The organism is uncultured Veillonella sp., from assembly GCF_900545205.1.
GTDB lineage: Bacteria > Bacillota > Negativicutes > Veillonellales > Veillonellaceae > Veillonella.
This window is the reverse complement of the sequence record NZ_UQYC01000044.1, coordinates 1-16574: the sequence shown is the minus strand read 5'-3', so window position 1 is coordinate 16574 and position 16574 is coordinate 1. Positions and strand designations below refer to the sequence as shown.

Annotated in this window: 15 protein-coding genes; 8 read left to right on the top strand and 7 right to left on the bottom strand. The window is 37.9% G+C overall.

Annotated elements, in window-relative coordinates:
• Positions 1-723, top strand: a 723-nt coding sequence (locus tag QZR70_RS05900; RefSeq protein ID WP_295793788.1) for a PLP-dependent transferase, incomplete at its 5' end; no start/stop codon positions are given.
• Between the two features lie 546 nt (positions 724-1269).
• On the opposite strand, the gene QZR70_RS05895 is transcribed toward QZR70_RS05900, so the two are convergent.
• Entirely contained in the window at positions 1270-1857 is a 588-nt protein-coding gene (locus QZR70_RS05895) for a PepSY domain-containing protein (RefSeq protein WP_213467622.1), read from the bottom strand.
• 342 nt (positions 1858-2199) lie between these two features.
• Here QZR70_RS05895 and QZR70_RS05890 point away from each other — a divergent pair, with 342 nt between their 5' ends.
• On the top strand, positions 2200-2766 hold the full coding sequence (locus QZR70_RS05890) for a biotin transporter BioY (protein WP_024066798.1): 567 nt from the start codon (positions 2200-2202) through the stop codon (positions 2764-2766).
• Positions 2767-2907: 141 nt separating this feature from the next.
• Here the strand turns inward: QZR70_RS05890 and QZR70_RS05885 are convergent, their stop codons facing one another.
• The 4 genes from QZR70_RS05885 to QZR70_RS05870 form a co-directional block, all read right to left on the bottom strand.
• Positions 2908-3672 (bottom strand): TIGR03943 family putative permease subunit, encoded by a 765-nt coding sequence (locus QZR70_RS05885; RefSeq protein ID WP_295793786.1) that lies wholly within the window; start codon positions 3670-3672, stop codon positions 2908-2910.
• Between the two features lie 52 nt (positions 3673-3724).
• Entirely contained in the window at positions 3725-5260 is a 1536-nt protein-coding gene (locus tag QZR70_RS05880; protein ID WP_295793784.1) for a permease, read from the bottom strand.
• Positions 5257-6126 (bottom strand): GTP-binding protein, encoded by an 870-nt coding sequence (locus tag QZR70_RS05875; protein WP_295793781.1) that lies wholly within the window; start codon positions 6124-6126, stop codon positions 5257-5259. Before QZR70_RS05875 ends, QZR70_RS05880 begins: the two co-directional genes overlap by 4 nt.
• 425 nt (positions 6127-6551) lie before the next feature.
• Positions 6552-8000 carry an aminoacyl-histidine dipeptidase gene (locus QZR70_RS05870; protein WP_295793778.1) on the bottom strand — a complete coding sequence of 483 codons (1449 nt, stop codon included), beginning with the start codon at positions 7998-8000 and terminating at the stop codon, positions 6552-6554.
• A gap of 312 nt (positions 8001-8312) precedes the next feature.
• On the opposite strand from QZR70_RS05870, the gene QZR70_RS05865 reads away from it, so the two are divergent.
• The 3 genes from QZR70_RS05865 (at position 8313) to QZR70_RS05855 (ending at position 11607) form a co-directional block, all read left to right on the top strand.
• Positions 8313-9764 carry a nicotinate phosphoribosyltransferase gene (locus tag QZR70_RS05865; protein WP_156719842.1) on the top strand — a complete coding sequence of 484 codons (1452 nt, stop codon included), beginning with the start codon at positions 8313-8315 and terminating at the stop codon, positions 9762-9764.
• Between the two features lie 8 nt (positions 9765-9772).
• Positions 9773-10540, top strand: coding sequence for an NAD(+) synthase (gene nadE, locus QZR70_RS05860; RefSeq protein WP_295793773.1), 768 nt, complete (start codon positions 9773-9775; stop codon positions 10538-10540).
• An 89-nt stretch (positions 10541-10629) separates the two neighbouring features.
• Entirely contained in the window at positions 10630-11607 is a 978-nt protein-coding gene (locus tag QZR70_RS05855) for an asparaginase (protein ID WP_295793772.1), read from the top strand.
• A 157-nt stretch (positions 11608-11764) separates the two neighbouring features.
• On the opposite strand, the gene QZR70_RS05850 is transcribed toward QZR70_RS05855, so the two are convergent.
• Positions 11765-12541: an adenosylcobinamide amidohydrolase gene (locus QZR70_RS05850; protein ID WP_295793770.1), complete on the bottom strand. Its 777-nt coding sequence runs from the start codon at positions 12539-12541 to the stop codon at positions 11765-11767.
• A gap of 164 nt (positions 12542-12705) precedes the next feature.
• Here QZR70_RS05850 and QZR70_RS05845 point away from each other — a divergent pair, with 164 nt between their 5' ends.
• The 3 genes from QZR70_RS05845 (at position 12706) to yfbR (ending at position 15250) form a co-directional block, all read left to right on the top strand.
• Positions 12706-13635: a mechanosensitive ion channel family protein gene (locus QZR70_RS05845; protein ID WP_105094658.1), complete on the top strand. Its 930-nt coding sequence runs from the start codon at positions 12706-12708 to the stop codon at positions 13633-13635.
• A gap of 24 nt (positions 13636-13659) precedes the next feature.
• Positions 13660-14517 (top strand): D-alanyl-D-alanine carboxypeptidase family protein, encoded by an 858-nt coding sequence (locus tag QZR70_RS05840; protein WP_295793768.1) that lies wholly within the window; start codon positions 13660-13662, stop codon positions 14515-14517.
• Between the two features lie 142 nt (positions 14518-14659).
• Positions 14660-15250 carry a 5'-deoxynucleotidase gene (yfbR, locus tag QZR70_RS05835; RefSeq protein ID WP_119206557.1) on the top strand — a complete coding sequence of 197 codons (591 nt, stop codon included), beginning with the start codon at positions 14660-14662 and terminating at the stop codon, positions 15248-15250.
• 229 nt (positions 15251-15479) lie between these two features.
• On the opposite strand, the gene QZR70_RS05830 is transcribed toward yfbR, so the two are convergent.
• On the bottom strand, positions 15480-16355 hold the full coding sequence (locus tag QZR70_RS05830) for an epoxyqueuosine reductase (RefSeq protein ID WP_119206558.1): 876 nt from the start codon (positions 16353-16355) through the stop codon (positions 15480-15482).
• Positions 16356-16574: the final 219 nt, after the last annotated feature.

Here is a 16574-nt window from a genome sequence, read left to right as displayed (position 1 = left end):
ACATTTGCATCTCCATACTTATTCCGTCCATTAGAACATGGTGCTGACGTAGTTGTACACTCTGCTACTAAATACCTTGGTGGTCACGGTACAACATTGGCTGGCGTAGTAGTAGAATCTGGTAAATTCGACTATAAAGGTTCTGGTAAATACCCTGGTTTCTCCGAAGGTGACGAACACTACAATGGCTTAGTATATGGTGATTTGCCAATCCCATTCACTGTAAAAATTCGTGCTCAATTGCTTCGTGATACTGGCGCATGCATTACTCCACTTGCAGCATGGCAAATCTTGCAAGGCGTTGAAACATTGTCCTTGCGCGTAGAACGTCACGTAGAAAATGCTCGTAAAGTAGTAGATTTCTTGAGCAAACACCCTAAAGTAGCATGGGTAAGCTACCCAGAATTAGAAGACAGCAAATACAAAGCTTTAGCAGATAAATACTTCCCTAAAGGTGTTGGTGCTGTATTCACATTCGGCGTAAAAGGTGGTAAAGAAGCAGGTATTAAACTTGTTGACTCTTTGGAAATCTTCTCCAACCTTGCTAACGTAGCAGATGCTAAATCTCTTGTTATTCATCCTGCATCTACAACACATGCACAACTTAACGAAGAACAACAAAAATCTGCTGGCGTAACACCAGATATGATCCGTGTATCCATCGGCCTTGAAAATATCGATGACATCATCGAAGACTTGGCACAAGCTTTGGATAAAGCATAATTTTCTTACTTCCATTATGGAAATACTATAGATCAAACTTTCAGAACATACAAATGACATTCTTGAGCTCTGACCTCGCTTAAGAAATAGAACACAAACTATCAGACCTATAAAACTTATACAAAAGACCTCCCTTCGTGGGAGGTCTTTTTGTGTTAAATATATATTCTGATTAATTGTAAATTAGTTTGTTGTGTTGTAGTAGATCTCTATAAATAGATAGTAATATCTGGAGGATAGAGGATAGAGGATAGAGGATAGAGGATAGAAAAAAGACCTTGAATTCAACGATCCAAGGTCTTTTAAAGGGAGTATAGTGTGTGTAACGTTCGGTCTGTGGTGTGTGAGCACAGACCTTTTACCTATTGTGTGAGATAGGGTTTTGGGAGAGCCCTTTATGAGTTATAGGGCTCTCTAAGTTTGTGTGTTAGTTTGTGTGTTAGAGAGTGTATCCATTGGGATACTGTGTGTATAGTATGTGTGTTATATGTGTAGTGTGTCATCTTAGTGGGTTAGGATAGGGGTTCACTAGATGAAAAGAGCTTCTTAGTATTTTGTAGTTTTTACTTTAGCACTTAAAACTTTACCGTTCATGCCATCAACTTTTACTTCTGCTTTTTTATCGCCACCAGTTGTCATGTCGAATTTGTATACAGCTCGGCCGTTTTCACGTTCAACAGTCCATTCCATAGTTTGGAAGTCGGAACCAACTTTTTCAAGAGCTTTTGTTTCAGCTACTTCAGGGATGATGATGTTTTGAACGTTAATAGTTTTGTTAGCTTTAGCATAGCCTTTAACTTCTTTACCAACGATTTGGCCAGTTGCTTCGTCTACTTTAAGTTCTACTGCACGATTGTTGTAGTAACCTTCTACTTCATAGTAAGGGTTATGTTTAGCATCGTAAGAAATAGATTTTACAGTAGCGCCAGGGAAGTTTTGTTGGAAAACTGTAACAGCGCCCATGTAATCAACAGAATAGTTAGCTTGAGCGGATGGAGCTACGCTACCAACGCCTTTCCAGTTGCTATTGTTGTTGTAAGCATGGTTGCTAGCTGCGCCAACTACGCCTGCTAATAATACTGTACTAACGCCAAATGCACATAATACCTTTGATACTTTCTTCACATTTTTCATAATGAATGCCTCCTAATATAAGGTACTTTTATATACTGTTTTGTGAAAGTAGATTTTACTCAATCTACTTACGTATAATTTAATGTTGCTACATGAATATAAGATGAAATCCAAAGATTTTTGTATGAAGATGAGTATATCTTTTAGTTATTATAAACGATTGGTAATAACTATAATGTATAGTCAAAATAACAAAATACTTGAAATTTCCGTATATATAGTATTAGACTACATAGTTAACTAAAAGTCAACACACGTAGTTGACAATTAAAAATACAAGTGATTTAATTTAGATAGTTAGTAGATTGTAGTTTGTTGATGTGTTATTAATGGAGGTATACCATGAGTTCTACCGTGTCGAAACAAGGTCGCATCACTACCCGTCAGTTAACAATGACAGCACTTTTTGTAGCATTAATTGCTGTAGGTGCTTTCATACGGGTACCATTACCAAATTGTCCATTTACATTACAAATCTTATTTACTACCCTCGCAGGCATTGTACTGGGAAGTCGATTAGGAGCTGCTAGTGTTGGCATTTATATTGTTTTAGGATTAATTGGGGTACCGATTTTTACATCTGGTGGAGGTCCTGGTTACATTTTACAACCTACCTTTGGCTATTTGATTGGTTTTATGGTAGGTGCTTATGCAGTAGGCCGTATTGCAGAGTCTATGGAAACATTATCTTTTAAACGATTATTAGCAGGATCCATATTGAACCTATTTATCGTGTATGGCCTTGGTATGATCTATCTATACTTCATTATGAACTTGTATTTAGGTAAACCAATTGGAGTAGAGGCCGTTATTATTACATGCTTCCTGATTCCAGTAGGTCCAGATATCTTCCTTTGTGCCGTTGCGGCATCTCTTGGTAAACGAATTGTTAAAGAATTACATCGATAATATAGTCTTTATATAATACCATTATATATTTATTAAAACCGAGGCGTTATGCCTCGGTTTTATTTGTTTACAGATCTATTTAAGCCTGTTTAATGATGTCTCTTTAAGATTTATTAAGCCTATTGATTTAATATTATTTATTTAAGGATATACATAACCTAAAATAGGTTCTGCTGTTTTTATTTTTGTTACTTCTACATATGGTTGAGCACGACCGTGGAAGTCTCGTGTAGATACTTTACCTTCGATAGAAACCCATTGTTCATTAGCTAAGCTATCACCATCTGGTTTATAGGCGGTCATGCCAATCGGTGCCACGTCAGCAATACAGCAGGACATAGCCATACGAGAGATGGTAAACTCATTAGATTTTAGTGTATTATCATCGCGGTTTACATAGCCTGTCATATATACTGTGTAGTCTTTGTATTGGTCTACATTAGATCCAACCTTTACGATTGTTTGATAGAAATTATCTGAATTTAAAACGATTTCTTTTTTGTCTTTAGAAATACCAGGCTCTTTACTTTCACTATTAACAGTAATCACCTCGCCGATGGCATCATTTGTAAAGTCGAAGTTGTTTGTATCGTCATTGATGCGTGCTGCACCTTGAACACTAGTTGTAGGCACTAGGACAGGCGGCACGATGAGCAAGACTACGGGAATAATGATAGGCACGATAGAGCGCCAGTTGTGTTTATAATAGCGCGATGGAGCCCAAATAACCGTAGCCAATCCGCCTAATATGAGAGCTACACTGCTAATGCCTAGCAGTAGTTCATATCGTGGTGCGATATAGTTCAAATAACGACCGGTTACGATTAGGTATACACAGCAGATACCTAAGGTGAGGTAAAGGAAGCCTTTCACAATGGAAAAGCGATCTTTCAGCCCTAATTTCATAGAATCATCTCCTTTTATATTCATGAAGAACTGAAATAGTAATGACTAAACATTAGCTTAAAAAGAATTGAAAACCTAGTGCTGTTAAATAGGATATAACAACAATTGTTAAACCTAGACGAAGAATAAATGATGTGGGCATATATTGTTTTAAAATATATACATTTTTTATATCGAGCATAGGTCCTAAGATGAGGAAACCCATGACTGAGCTCATAGGGAACAGGGTGCTCAAGGATTTGCCTATAATAGCATCTGATGTAGAGCAAACAGAGAAGAAGAACGCCAATACTAGCAGAATTGGGATGGCCCACACGTCAGGTAATGTGATACCGGCATTGATGAGCCAAGGCTTTCCATACACTTGAACTATGGATAGTACACAAGCTGCAATGGAGAAATAGAATAAGAGCTGGGAGAACTCTTTTTCCATATGAATTAGTAATCTTCCTTTATTGATATGTTTACTTTTCGATGCTTCTAAGACGATTTCTTCATAACTTAGGTTCTGTGCCGTTTTAGCTTTCATCATAGACGTAGATGGTGGTATAAAACGGAATGATAAGGCTACCAATAAAGCTACGCCAAGGCCAAGTATGATACGCCATACGGAGATCATTGGATTATCTGGGAAGGCATACCAGGTGGATAGAATAGTAATCGGATTGATGATTGGGCTAGCGAGCATAAATAGGAGGGCTACAGATAATGGTACTCCTCTATCTATAAGTGCTTTAAATAATGGAATAATAGCACAGTCGCAAACTGGTAAGGCTAAACCACTAATCATAGCGGCACCATAGCTCTTCCAAGAATGATTTCCTAATAGTTTTAGCAGTATTCTTTGTGGTACGAAATAGCGAATTACTGTTGATCCAATGGTTCCTAATAATAGGAACGGGATAGCCTCAATAATGAGGCCTGTAATGATGGCAAAGCATTGATGAATAGAGTAAGGAATGTCATGACGGAATGCAGTGACTAATAGTATGTAGGCGGTAATGCCGATAACTAATAGATTTGGTATGAGTCCCCATGTAGAGTTGCGACATAATTGCACAACCTTTTCAGGCGATGGTAATGTTACAATCTTGGCGTCTCTGTTATAGGTCCGTAATAAGGCGTGATGTGTATCGGTTTCTGTGATGATACAATCGGCACTATATAATTGGCTTGTTACATCATTACCTAAACCAGGCAAAATGGATGCGATGAATGGGTCTGTACAAATATATAATACCTTTTCAATTTGTAATAGATGGCGCAGCTTATCACTATATAGCAAGGCTTCTAGTTGGTGAAAGCTGATCATACCGTTCCATTCAATCCATATTTCTTTTGGCTTTACCTTGTCGACATAGCTTGCGATTTCATCAGCTATAGAACTATATGTGTGGGGTTCATTAGGCGTAATTGCACTAAGCCTATCAGGATTGAGTTGTAATCCTTCTTTGATGAGCGATACAGTACCTTCTTCGGCGCTGATACATGCTGTGCCACCAAGCTTTTTACGATATTGTAGTTGTTCATTTATGAAAGTACTTTTACCAGAACCGATGAATCCGGTAACGATATAAACAGGTATCATGATTGACACACTTCGTTATGTACCATTGGCACATTAAAATCTGTACCAATAACAACTAAGCTATAGTCCGTGGACTCACTAGGGGATAGGGAACAGTAATGGGTACCGTATTGCAACTCATGAGGTCCTTCGACGGTCGGTACAATCCCTTTAGCACGGAGTACGGTATCTGGCATACCTTCTAAGATAGTTTTCCACTGTACTAAGGTGAGTGTACGCAAGTCTTTGAATGTATGGCTCATAAATAGATGCTCATCATGTAAGGAATTGTCATCATGGCAGTGATAGAGACGTTTGATATAGTCTCTCAACGCAATGGTGTCCCAAGCTTCTTCATGAATTGGAGTATTGGGTGCTAACTCATGAATCATACGTTTTGTAATGCTTGTTTGTTGGACGTCTTCGGTATGACTCAAGAAGATAGCATCACTATTTGTGATTTGATCTTTAAAGAAGAGACCAAAGTTTTTGATAAACATAGGTGCTTGCATAGCGTCTACGGTGGTTACCGATGCATGGACATAGGCGGATTTTGCAATCTCTTCATCCTCGCATGTATGGATGATTTCGCTTAATTTGCTGACCCCTGATGGTTCAATATAGATGGTATCTACATCGTAATTTTGCAGAATGTCGAGCAGTGCTTGTTGGAAATTTCCTTGCAAGCTACAGCAAATACAGCCAGATGTAACTTCACGAATGGTAGCCCCTGTTTTTGCAAGATTTGCTGCATCGAGGCTGGTTTCACCAAAATCATTTTCTATAATTAAAATTTTATCTGTAGATTTATGTTCTTTTAGTATGTGTTGTAAAAATGTTGTTTTTCCAGACCCTAGAAATCCGGATATGATAACAATAGGGATCATACGTACCTCCTGAGTAATGTAAACACAGTATACACCTATAGGATAACACAGAAAATACACCCTAGGGTATATGCATAGTTATGAAAGTACTATTTTTCTTAAAATTCTCATTAAATATATTGGTTATATACCTTATATGAGTATAGTGACAGATGTATTTAATATTCATAATTGATTGTGAAAAGTATTGTATATATCGATTTACGTATATATGAAGAGATACTCCTCTATGAATAAATATTAATTTCAAATTTTGGGAGAAGAATATAAAAAAATCCCTCCTATAGAAGACTCAGTCGAGGGAGAGTTGACTGAACTCCTTATAGGAGGGTGAGAAGAGAATTCGTTATATAAATCTCTAATTAGATTACCTTTAGTATACCAAATTATACATAAAGTATATAGTCAATATTACTATTTTATGTTTATTGTAACTTAGCTAATAAAGCTTTTAGATATACATATACATTTTCAACAGATGGTAAATGAACGCGTTCCATTGGTGTATGTGGACTTACGATAGTAGGACCAAAGCTGATCATTTGTGTATTTGGTAGTACACCTTTTAACAAGCCACATTCGAGACCGGCATGAATTGCGTTGACATTCGCTGGTGTATCAAACATTTCGTTATGTAAGGAAATAGCTTGCTCTTCAAGTTTTGATCCTTTGTCATATTCCCATGCTGGATAGCCACCAGTGCGTTCTGCAGATACGCCAAGTGTTTTTGCAAGAAGAAGCATTTTCTTTGCTAAGAATTCAAGGCTGTTACTGTTAGAACTACGAATAGAGATGAGTACTTCAATAGTATGTTCATTTTCGCGTACGATTGCGATGTTGTCAGAAGTTTCTACAAGATTTGGGATAGATTTGCTTACAGAATGAACACCATCTTGTGCAAGATAGATGTAAGTAATGAGGGCTTCTGTTGTATCATCCGCATAGACTACATCAGGTGTTGCGACATCTTCTACGACAAATTTAAGACCTGGATCTTGGATACCATACTCATGGAGATATTGTTTCTCTTGATATTCAATTAAAGTTTTGATGGCTTCTACATCTTCAGCGCGTACGGATAATGTAGCTACTGCTTTAGAAGGAATGGCATTATGTTTTACACCGCCTTCAAAGGATGCTAAGCATACAGGATATTGTTGTTGAATGTCATAGAGCACGCGTGTTAATACTTGGTTAGCATTAGCACGTTGTTCGCAGATTTCGATACCAGAGTGACCGCCTTTAAGGCCTGTTACGGTAAGGGATAAGCCTGCATCATAACCAGGTTGGTTGTTTTCACGCAATAAAGGAATGTTTACATGAACGTGGCAACCACCAGCACAGCTAACAGTAAAATCGTGTTCTACTTCTGTATCGAGGTTGAGCAAGTAATCACCACTTACTTGGCCTTCTTTAATAGCGAAAGCGCCATCCATACCAGTTTCTTCATTCGTAGTGAACAATAATTGCATAGGGCCGTGTTGTTGGCTATCATCCTCAAGGATAGCAAGCATCATCGCACCACCCATGCCGTTATCTGCACCTAATGTAGTGTGGTCTGCATGCATCCATTCGCCTTCGATGATATTGGCAATTGGGTCTTTAGTGAAGTCATGGTTAGAGTCGTGATCACGAACACATACCATGTCGATATGGCCTTGTAGAATGATGGATGGACGATTTTCATAGCCTGGAGAGGCAGGTTTTTTGATGACTACATTATATTGGTCGTCTTGATGAACCTCTAAACCTAAGTTTTTAGCGAAGTTTACGATATAGTCGCTAATGCCTTTTTCATTGCCAGATTCACGAGGAATTTGGCTCATTTCTTTAAATATTTCTAATACGCGTTTTGCTTGAACGATTGATTCCATAATGGTTCCTTTCATTCTGATGTAATAATAGATATATATATTGGTTGATTACACTGAATACGTAGTAATTTTATTAGTATACGAATTAATACTAATAATTGTATTTGTTTCAGTGATAACTTTCATCGACATATATATGGAATATATAAATAATTAGTATATATATAGTTATATCACAAGAATGATTATTAGGATAGTTAATGCAAGCATTAGCACATGTAGAGACTAGCTATATAGGAATAATAATGTATAATGAGGTTATACGATTAACGATTTTACAAATCCATTAGATTTTAGAAGGTTGGTGAACCGATGCAACACGACAGTCGCAATATTAGTATGCTTATGGATTTTTATGAGATGACCATGGCACACGGCTATTTTACGCAACATGAAAACACGGATCGCGTCGCGTTTGATGTATTCTTTAGACGCAATCCAGACAAGGGTGGCTTTGCCATTTTTGGTGGTCTTGAACAAATCGTTGAGTACATTTTAAATCTACACTTTGATGAAAGTGATATCGATTTTTTACGGAATCAAGGGATCTTTAGTGAGGAATTTCTAAACTATCTTAAAGATTTTTCCTTTACTGGTGATGTATATGCGTTCCCAGAAGGTTCTATTATTTATCCAAATGAACCAGTTATAACCATCGTAGCCCCTCTCATAGACGCACAAATCGTAGAAACTGCAGTGCTAACTATGATGAACCATCAGTCCCTTATCGCTACAAAGGCTAATCGCATCGTTCGTGCTGCGGATGGGCGTGTAGTAGCCGACTTTGGAGCTCGTCGAGCTCATAATGTGGATGCCGCTGTATATGGTGCGAGAGCAGCCTACATTGGTGGGGTACAGTCTACGGCAACTGTTTTAGCGGGACAACAATTTGGTATTCCTGTGAGTGGTACCATGGCTCATAGTTGGGTTATGTATCATGACTCTGAATACGAAGCTTTCAAAGCTTACGCTGAAGTGTATCCGGATGGAGCTGTATTCCTTGTTGATACCTATGATGTATTAAACTCTGGGGTTCCTAATGCTATTAAAGTAGCTAAAGAGGTATTGGAACCTATGGGAAAACGATTAAAAGGTATCCGCCTTGATTCTGGTGACCTTGCTTACTTAGCTAAAAAAGCTCGTCGTATGCTTGACAAGGCAGGCTTAGAAGATTGCAAAATTATGGCTTCCAATAGTCTTGATGAATATACAATAACCTCTTTGTTGGGACAGGGTGGTCCCATTGATATCTTTGGTGTAGGTGAAAGACTAATTACCTCTAAGAGCGACCCTGTATTTGGCGCCGTATACAAGATTGCTGGCGTTGAAAAGAATGGTGTGTGGGAGCCTCGCATCAAGATTTCTGAATCTGTTGAAAAGATTACGAACCCAGGTTTTAAAAAGGTGTATCGCGTATACAATGATAAAGGGCGTGCCATTGCAGATTTATTAACATTGTTAGAAGAGGTGCCAGATACGACAGAACCATATCGTTATATCGATCCAGAACAACCATGGCGTGAATTGTACTTTGAAAATTGCACCTTTAAAGAGATGAAACAACTCATTATTAAAGATGGCAAGCTTATCGTAAAATTGCCGACATTAGAAGAGCTTCGTCAATACGTTAAAGACCAACTAGACCGCGAAATTTGGTTAGAAGAACAGCGCTTTGAAAATCCACATCGTCATTACCTTGATATGAGTCCAGGATACTATCAAATGAAAATGGATTTATTAAATCGTATTTTCCGGAAGAAGTAGGAGGGCTTATGTTAGACAATCCAGAAGCAACAAAAGAGGCTCTCGTTCAATGGATTCGAGACTATTTTAGCCAAAATGGGCCTAGCTGTAGCGCCGTAGTAGGTGTTTCAGGTGGTAAGGATTCCACAATCGTAGCTGCTTTATGTAAAGAAGCGCTTGGGGCAGAACGCGTAGTAGGTGTTCTTATGCCGAATGGAATTCAGTCTGATATCGATGATGCCAAGGCTGTAGTGGCACATTTGGGGATTCCACATATCATAGTGAATATTGGAACTGCCTATGAAGCTTTGACGAACGCTATCATTCAAGGTGAAGGTTATAAAGCAGTTACTGGTAGAACTGATATATCCAAGGATGCAGGAATTAATACACCACCGCGTCTTCGCATGACAACGCTATATGCAGTAGGACAAAATTTGCCAAATGGGGCACGCGTAGCTAATACATGTAATGGATCTGAAGATTATGTCGGGTATTCTACAAAATATGGCGATAGTGCTGGAGATTTTAGTCCTCTTGCCAATCTTGTCGTAGAAGAGGTACGCCAAATAGGTCGATTACTTGATATTCCAAAATATCTTGTAGATAAGACGCCTAGTGATGGACTCAGCGGTCTATCTGATGAGGATAAATTAGGATTTACCTATGCTGTATTAGATCGATATATTAGAACTGGAGAGATAGAAAATCCTGAAACGAAAGAACGTATTGATTATTTAAATCGTATTAATAAGCATAAATTAGAATTGATGCCGTCCTTTCACCCACAATGTTGAGAGAGGACTTGTTTTTACTAGTCTAATTCATGCTAATGTTGATTAACAAAAGATTTACTATTTCTTATGTATTTTATGATGGAGGTAATATGGAGACAAAAATTGCGTTGATTGGTACGGGTGGTACAATTGCTGGACAAGGCGCATCCGATACAGATTTGACGGGCTATACTGCAGGTGTACTAGGCCTCGATGAAATTTTAGACTCCGTACCAGGCACAGAACCATATGGTCCATATACATATACTCAGTTTAGTAATATTGAAAGTTCCGATATTACTGTCCGGCATTGGTTGGATTTATCTAAGTTAGTACAAGAATTAGTAAATCAAGAGGATATAGGCGGTGTTGTTATTACTCATGGAACAGATAGCATGGAGGAGACAGCTTATTTTCTTAATCTTACTGTTCATACAGATAAACCTATCGTTATTACTGGCTCGATGAGACCTGCTGGGGCAATCAGTGCAGATGGTCCTATTAATTTATTACAAGCGATTCAAGTGGCAAGAACACCTGCATCTGTAGGTAAAGGTGTGCTTGTTGTTCTAAATGGCTATGTTGATGGGGCGCGTGATGTATCCAAAGGGAATACAACTAATGTGGCTACCTTTGACAGTCCATTAGTAGGTCATCTTGGTATCGTCCAGGATGGTGTAGCTCATTATTATAAAGCCTCTACTCGTCGTCATACGAAAGAATCCATCTTTGATGTACATGACTTAAAGGAACTGCCTCGTGTAGTCATTTTGACTTGTTATGGTGGTATGGATGACATGGTGCCAATGAGTGTAGTTGCCACTAATCCTGATGGACTCATCTTGACTGGATTGGGTCATGGTACAATTCCTCAAAATGTACGTCAAATAACACAAAATACAACATTCCCAACTGTACGGGCCTCTCGTACAGGGAGCGGCATGGTATCTGCTGTACCACAAGATGCACTAGCAGGCTATCTCGTAAGTGATACATTGAGTCCACAAAAAGCTCGTATTTTATTGATGCTGGGGCTTACAAAAACTAAAAATCTTAAAAAGTTACAACAGTTCTTCTATGAATATTAATTAGAAAATAAAAAAGATTTGAGAAAAACTCTCAAATCTTAATTTGATATTCATTTTCAAGTATTATATTATGTGTAACAGTTTTATATGCAATGAACCGCACATCCCGATCGCCTAGGATGTGCGGTTTTTTATTTCGCCTAGGATGCGTATTTTTTTATTCGGCGCCAATAGCATTTTCTAAGGCTCGTTGTATACCTACATAAACGGCCTTAGCCAATGTGTCTCCAAATAGGGAGAAGGAGCCGGCGTCTGTTAACACATCACCATTTGTATCTATGGTGAGAATGATACCGTCTGTGGAGGTTCCTGTAGCAGAAGTCTTGCGTTCTTTTGTAATTGCTTCAGGAATATCTTCGTTGATAAATGGATAGAGACGTACACTTTCAACACCCCAATCTTGGAGGGCTGCGGTTTTAGCCTCCGTAATTGTCATGATGGCTTTCACCATGGCACTATCTGTTAATGCCTTGTTTGTAAAGACAAGAATATTAATGGTACCAGGTACTATGAAACCACCATCTCGCTCCTCGTAGCAATAGCCTGTGCCTGCACGATGGGCCGTTTTTTCATAGCCTGCAGTAACGATAGTCTCCACAATCGTATCGTGTTCCTCGACCTTGGCGTATGCGTGAAGGTTCATTGTAGCAGATGTAAGAAGCGCTGTACTAAAATGAACAGGTGTATCGATTTGCTCGAACTCTTGTGCTAAATAGTTGGCTACCGAGCCACCTGGTAAATCTTTTTCTGTTTCGATTTGGTATGTTAATTGTTGATTTCGTACGGCTAACGTATGGTGATACCCACCATTGAGTTGACCACTAGATAAGGCATAATGGATGTCGTCAAAGTGTACTGTAACGGAATTTAATTCTTTCGTTACATGACCTCCTGTTGCAAGCTCTTGTGGTGCTTCATATGGATTGTTGAACATGTAAGTCTCCCTAGATTTAGATTGTTATATATGTAATATAACGATATAATAACTTTACTATATCGTGTAAAATATATTTATTAAATTATAGCATATATGTTTATGATGACCATATTAATAGATGTGCTCAATTATTTATAAAGTTATATTATTGGAGGTTTAATATGGGCAATATTCTTTATTCTGCATCAGAAATATTGTTTAAAGATGCTAATGTATTGATTCAATTTCGAGATTGGTTCTTTTCTCAAGCGGGCAATATATTATTAGCTCTTATTATATTTTGGGTAGGTCGTTATGCTATTAAATGGGTGAAAACCTTTGCTGTCCGTATTATGACTAAGGCCTCTTATGACTCTGCTGCGATGAGCTTTATTACGCAGATCATCAATTATGCATTGCTAGTAGGTCTAATATTGATTTGCTTAAATCAAATTGGTGTTCCTACTACATCCTTTGTAGCTGCCTTTGGTGCCTTTGGTTTAGGTATTGGTTTGGCCTTACAAAACAACTTATCTAACTTGGCATCAGGCTTATTAATTCTTATATTTAAGCCTTTTAGAGCAGGTCATGTTATTCAAGTTGGAGATACTGTAGGTAGTGTTAAGTCTATTCAATTTATGTATACTATTATCACTACTAAAGATCAAAAAAATGTATATATACCAAACTCTATCCTTACCTCCCAAGCCATAACTAATATTGCTTATACCCATGAAAGGGTTATCCCGTTCGTCTTTGATATTGGTTATAACAATAATCATCATGAAGCAATTAAAATCTTAAAAAATATTTTTGCTGCTGATAAACGTGTACTCAATCCTAAAAATATGGAAATTGGTATTTCTGAATTTGGCGATAACTCTGTACGCATTGCTGCCTATGCACGCGTTAAGTCGAAAGACTTCTTAGATGTGCAATATGGAATTATGTCTGATGTAAAAGATGCGTTCGATAAATATGGTATCGACATTCCATATCCTCAACGTGTTGTATATCTTCAAAATGTAGATAACTCTACTGGTGAAATTAAGGGAACTAAGAAAAAGGCAAGTGGAACGGATGTTGCCATTGATGATAACCCTGAAAGTTAATATGTGATACAGAAAGTGAGATATATGATATCTTTAACAACTAATGTTTGTATAGTTTGGAAACGACTTATTTTGATGATAGCCTGTATAGGCGCTATTATTTTCGGTACTAGTGTTTCTCATGCGGCGTATATTGCGCCGCCATCTACGATAGGTGAGGCTGTTGTTCTCATTGATGCGGATACAAAAGAAATCCTATTTGCAAAGAATCCTGATAAGTGGATGCATCCTGCGAGTACTACGAAAATGGTTACCTTGTTAACAGCTCTAGAACTCAAAGGTACACAACTTGATGAACTGGCGACTATTAGTAGTTATGCCACTAGTATGGAGGAATCCAATCTGGGGGTTCGTGTTGGTGATCAAATTACCTTGGAAGGCGTTCTTGAAGGCATGATGGTTGCCAGCGGTAATGATGCGGCCGTTGTAGTAGCAGAAAATGTAAGTGGTTCTGTACAGAACTTTGCAAAGGACATGAATCGCGTTGCTGCAAAAGCAGGGGCAAAAAATAGTGTATTTTTAAATCCTCATGGTTTGACACAAATGGGCCATCACTCTACGGCTCGTGACTTGGCGATGATTGCAGCGTATGGTATGAAATACCAAATGTTCCGCGATAAAGTAGCCAATGATTATTATAAGGTGCCTTATCAAAACCGTACGCCAGAAACAATTCGTACCACAAACCATTTCATTCGCAATAAGTATCCTGGTGCAAATGGTTTGAAAACAGGCTTTACGAATGCGGCAGGGGAATGCTTGATTGCATCGGCTACACGTAATGGTCATACTATGATTGTAGTTATGCTTAACGATGATAACCGTTGGGATGAAGCAGTACAGTTCCTTGATTATGGATTTAAACTTCGCGGTGTAATTTAGTGGTGTAATTTAGCGATGTAATCTAATTGAGCATGATTAGAGAATATCTTGAGTAAACCTAATATAATTTAAGTTCCATAGTTAAATGAATAGTATTAAAATAGGTCCTGCCATGCAGGACCTATTATGTAATGGGGGACATATGAGTTCATTTTTTGCATTTTTAAAACGCATGCGCTTTATCAATCGATGGAGTCTCATGCGTAATACAGAAACAGAAAATATTCAAGAACATAGCTTAGAAGTAGCTATGGTGGCACATAATTTAGCGGCACTCAAAAATGAATACTTTGGTGGCAATGTAGACATTAATAAGGTAGCTGTCATTGCCATGTACCATGAAGTGAGTGAAATCTTTACTGGCGATATGCCAACACCGATTAAATATTTTGATCCAAAGCTTCGTGAACTATATGGCGAAGTTGAAACGTTGGCACAAGAGAAAATGCTATCTACCTTGCCAGAACGATTACAAGCTATCTATAAGCCTTTTATTGTAGATGCAGAAGAGAGTCCTGAATGGCCCATCGTTAAGGCCGCAGATACAATCTCAGCGTATATGAAATGTGTGAACGAACTCAAAGCAGGAAACGATGAGTTTAAAGAAGCACATGACTCTATCTTGGCAAAATTAAAATCATTAAATATGCCAGAAGTTGATATGTTCCTTGAAACCTATATGCCTGCACTTGGAAAAAGTTTGGATGAACTAAACTACTACGAAATCAAATAATGATTAAAAAAGAGACGACCAGAGGTCGTCTCTTTTTATTCTATAAAAATAGCCATAACATCTTAATAGACGTCACAGCCATTTTACATCTCAAATAAAGTTTTAGAGATGAGCTGGACGTTCCTAGGCATCTAGCTATCTCTGTTATTTTATTATATGTTTTTGCTAAACAGATGTCAAAGCCTGTAAAGCTTGTAAAGGTATTATAAAGTATAAAAAATTATAATATCTATTTACGTTCAATAATATTTTGATTTCTCATTAATATTTTTTTCCCCCGCCACGAGAATGCCCGATTGCCATACTTAGCTTTGAATTCTTTGTTTGTTAGGGTCTCTAGTTCGTTAATATCTATGTACGGTTCTACGTGTTGAAATTCAGGTATGGGCGTTGTTGGGATATTTTGATTATGGGGACAGACCTCTTGGCATACATCGCAGCCAAATACGAGTGGCGTTTTTCCTATGATGATTTCCTCCTCGTTTGTAAGATCTCCTTTTTTCTGTGTTAAGTAGCTTTTACAGGTATCATATTTAAATTCGTCATGACCTAAACATTGCCCTAAGCAAGCCGTAATACACCGATTGCATCCTATACAGGACTGAGCGAGCGGTGTATTTGGCTCTAATTCTAAGGTAGTTAAAATTGTTCCAATGACTACATAGGAACCCCACTTAGGACTGATGAAACAATTGTTTTTGCCGTAGAAACCAAGGCCTGCTAAGTAGGCCATGTAACGATCTGCGAGGGGAGAGGTGTCACAATGTATAGAAAACTGGGCTGAAGTATTCATTTTTTGTAATTTTTCAGTAAGTTTTTCTAAATATTCATTAATGACCAGGTGATAATCTGTAGCCCATGTATAGCGGGAAAGATTAGATGGACCACTACGTTCTACGTAGTATGGGAAGAGGCATACTATAGCGCTTTTGGGCGTAAACTCTGTTGTTCCTAGCAATCGCTCTTCTACGTCGGCTGCTGTAAATGGACAGGGGTTGCTTTCATACAAAATAGTTTTTGCATTTTCAGGTAGGGGCCAAGGGGCAATACCAAATTCATAAATATGTAATTCTTTGCAAAATTCTTGTAAATTTATATCTTTCATCGTAGATTTAGTAGCGAATAATTGGTAAAATAAAAGTATAAGAAACGTGAGGAATTCTATAGATTCCTGCTAGGTTTGTAGTTCGGTGATATCTGTATTTTTATGGTTATCATCCAGTACTGTTAGTATTAGTATACCATTGAGAGGACAGATTATGTTAGCATTTATGAAAGTATTACAACCGAAGACGGTGGAAGAGGCTTATGAATTAGCCACAAA

What these genes read in the sequence shown, in the direction of transcription:
- QZR70_RS05875 (WP_295793781.1), bottom strand. Translation starts at nt 6,126, where the DNA reads ATGATCCCTATTGTTATCATATCCGGATTTCTAGGGTCTGGAAAAACA.
- QZR70_RS05870 (WP_295793778.1), bottom strand. Translation starts at nt 8,000, where the DNA reads ATGGAATCAATCGTTCAAGCAAAACGCGTATTAGAAATATTTAAAGAA.
- QZR70_RS05845 (WP_105094658.1), top strand. Translation starts at nt 12,706, where the DNA reads ATGGGCAATATTCTTTATTCTGCATCAGAAATATTGTTTAAAGATGCT.
- nadE (WP_295793773.1), top strand. Translation starts at nt 9,773, where the DNA reads ATGTTAGACAATCCAGAAGCAACAAAAGAGGCTCTCGTTCAATGGATT.
- yfbR (WP_119206557.1), top strand. Translation starts at nt 14,660, where the DNA reads ATGAGTTCATTTTTTGCATTTTTAAAACGCATGCGCTTTATCAATCGA.
- QZR70_RS05880 (WP_295793784.1), bottom strand. Translation starts at nt 5,260, where the DNA reads ATGATACCTGTTTATATCGTTACCGGATTCATCGGTTCTGGTAAAAGT.
- QZR70_RS05855 (WP_295793772.1), top strand. Translation starts at nt 10,630, where the DNA reads ATGGAGACAAAAATTGCGTTGATTGGTACGGGTGGTACAATTGCTGGA.
- QZR70_RS05850 (WP_295793770.1), bottom strand. Translation starts at nt 12,541, where the DNA reads ATGTTCAACAATCCATATGAAGCACCACAAGAGCTTGCAACAGGAGGT.
- QZR70_RS05840 (WP_295793768.1), top strand. Translation starts at nt 13,660, where the DNA reads ATGATATCTTTAACAACTAATGTTTGTATAGTTTGGAAACGACTTATT.
- QZR70_RS05830 (WP_119206558.1), bottom strand. Translation starts at nt 16,355, where the DNA reads ATGAAAGATATAAATTTACAAGAATTTTGCAAAGAATTACATATTTAT.
- QZR70_RS05890 (WP_024066798.1), top strand. Translation starts at nt 2,200, where the DNA reads ATGAGTTCTACCGTGTCGAAACAAGGTCGCATCACTACCCGTCAGTTA.
- QZR70_RS05865 (WP_156719842.1), top strand. Translation starts at nt 8,313, where the DNA reads ATGCAACACGACAGTCGCAATATTAGTATGCTTATGGATTTTTATGAG.
- QZR70_RS05885 (WP_295793786.1), bottom strand. Translation starts at nt 3,672, where the DNA reads ATGAAATTAGGGCTGAAAGATCGCTTTTCCATTGTGAAAGGCTTCCTT.
- QZR70_RS05895 (WP_213467622.1), bottom strand. Translation starts at nt 1,857, where the DNA reads ATGAAAAATGTGAAGAAAGTATCAAAGGTATTATGTGCATTTGGCGTT.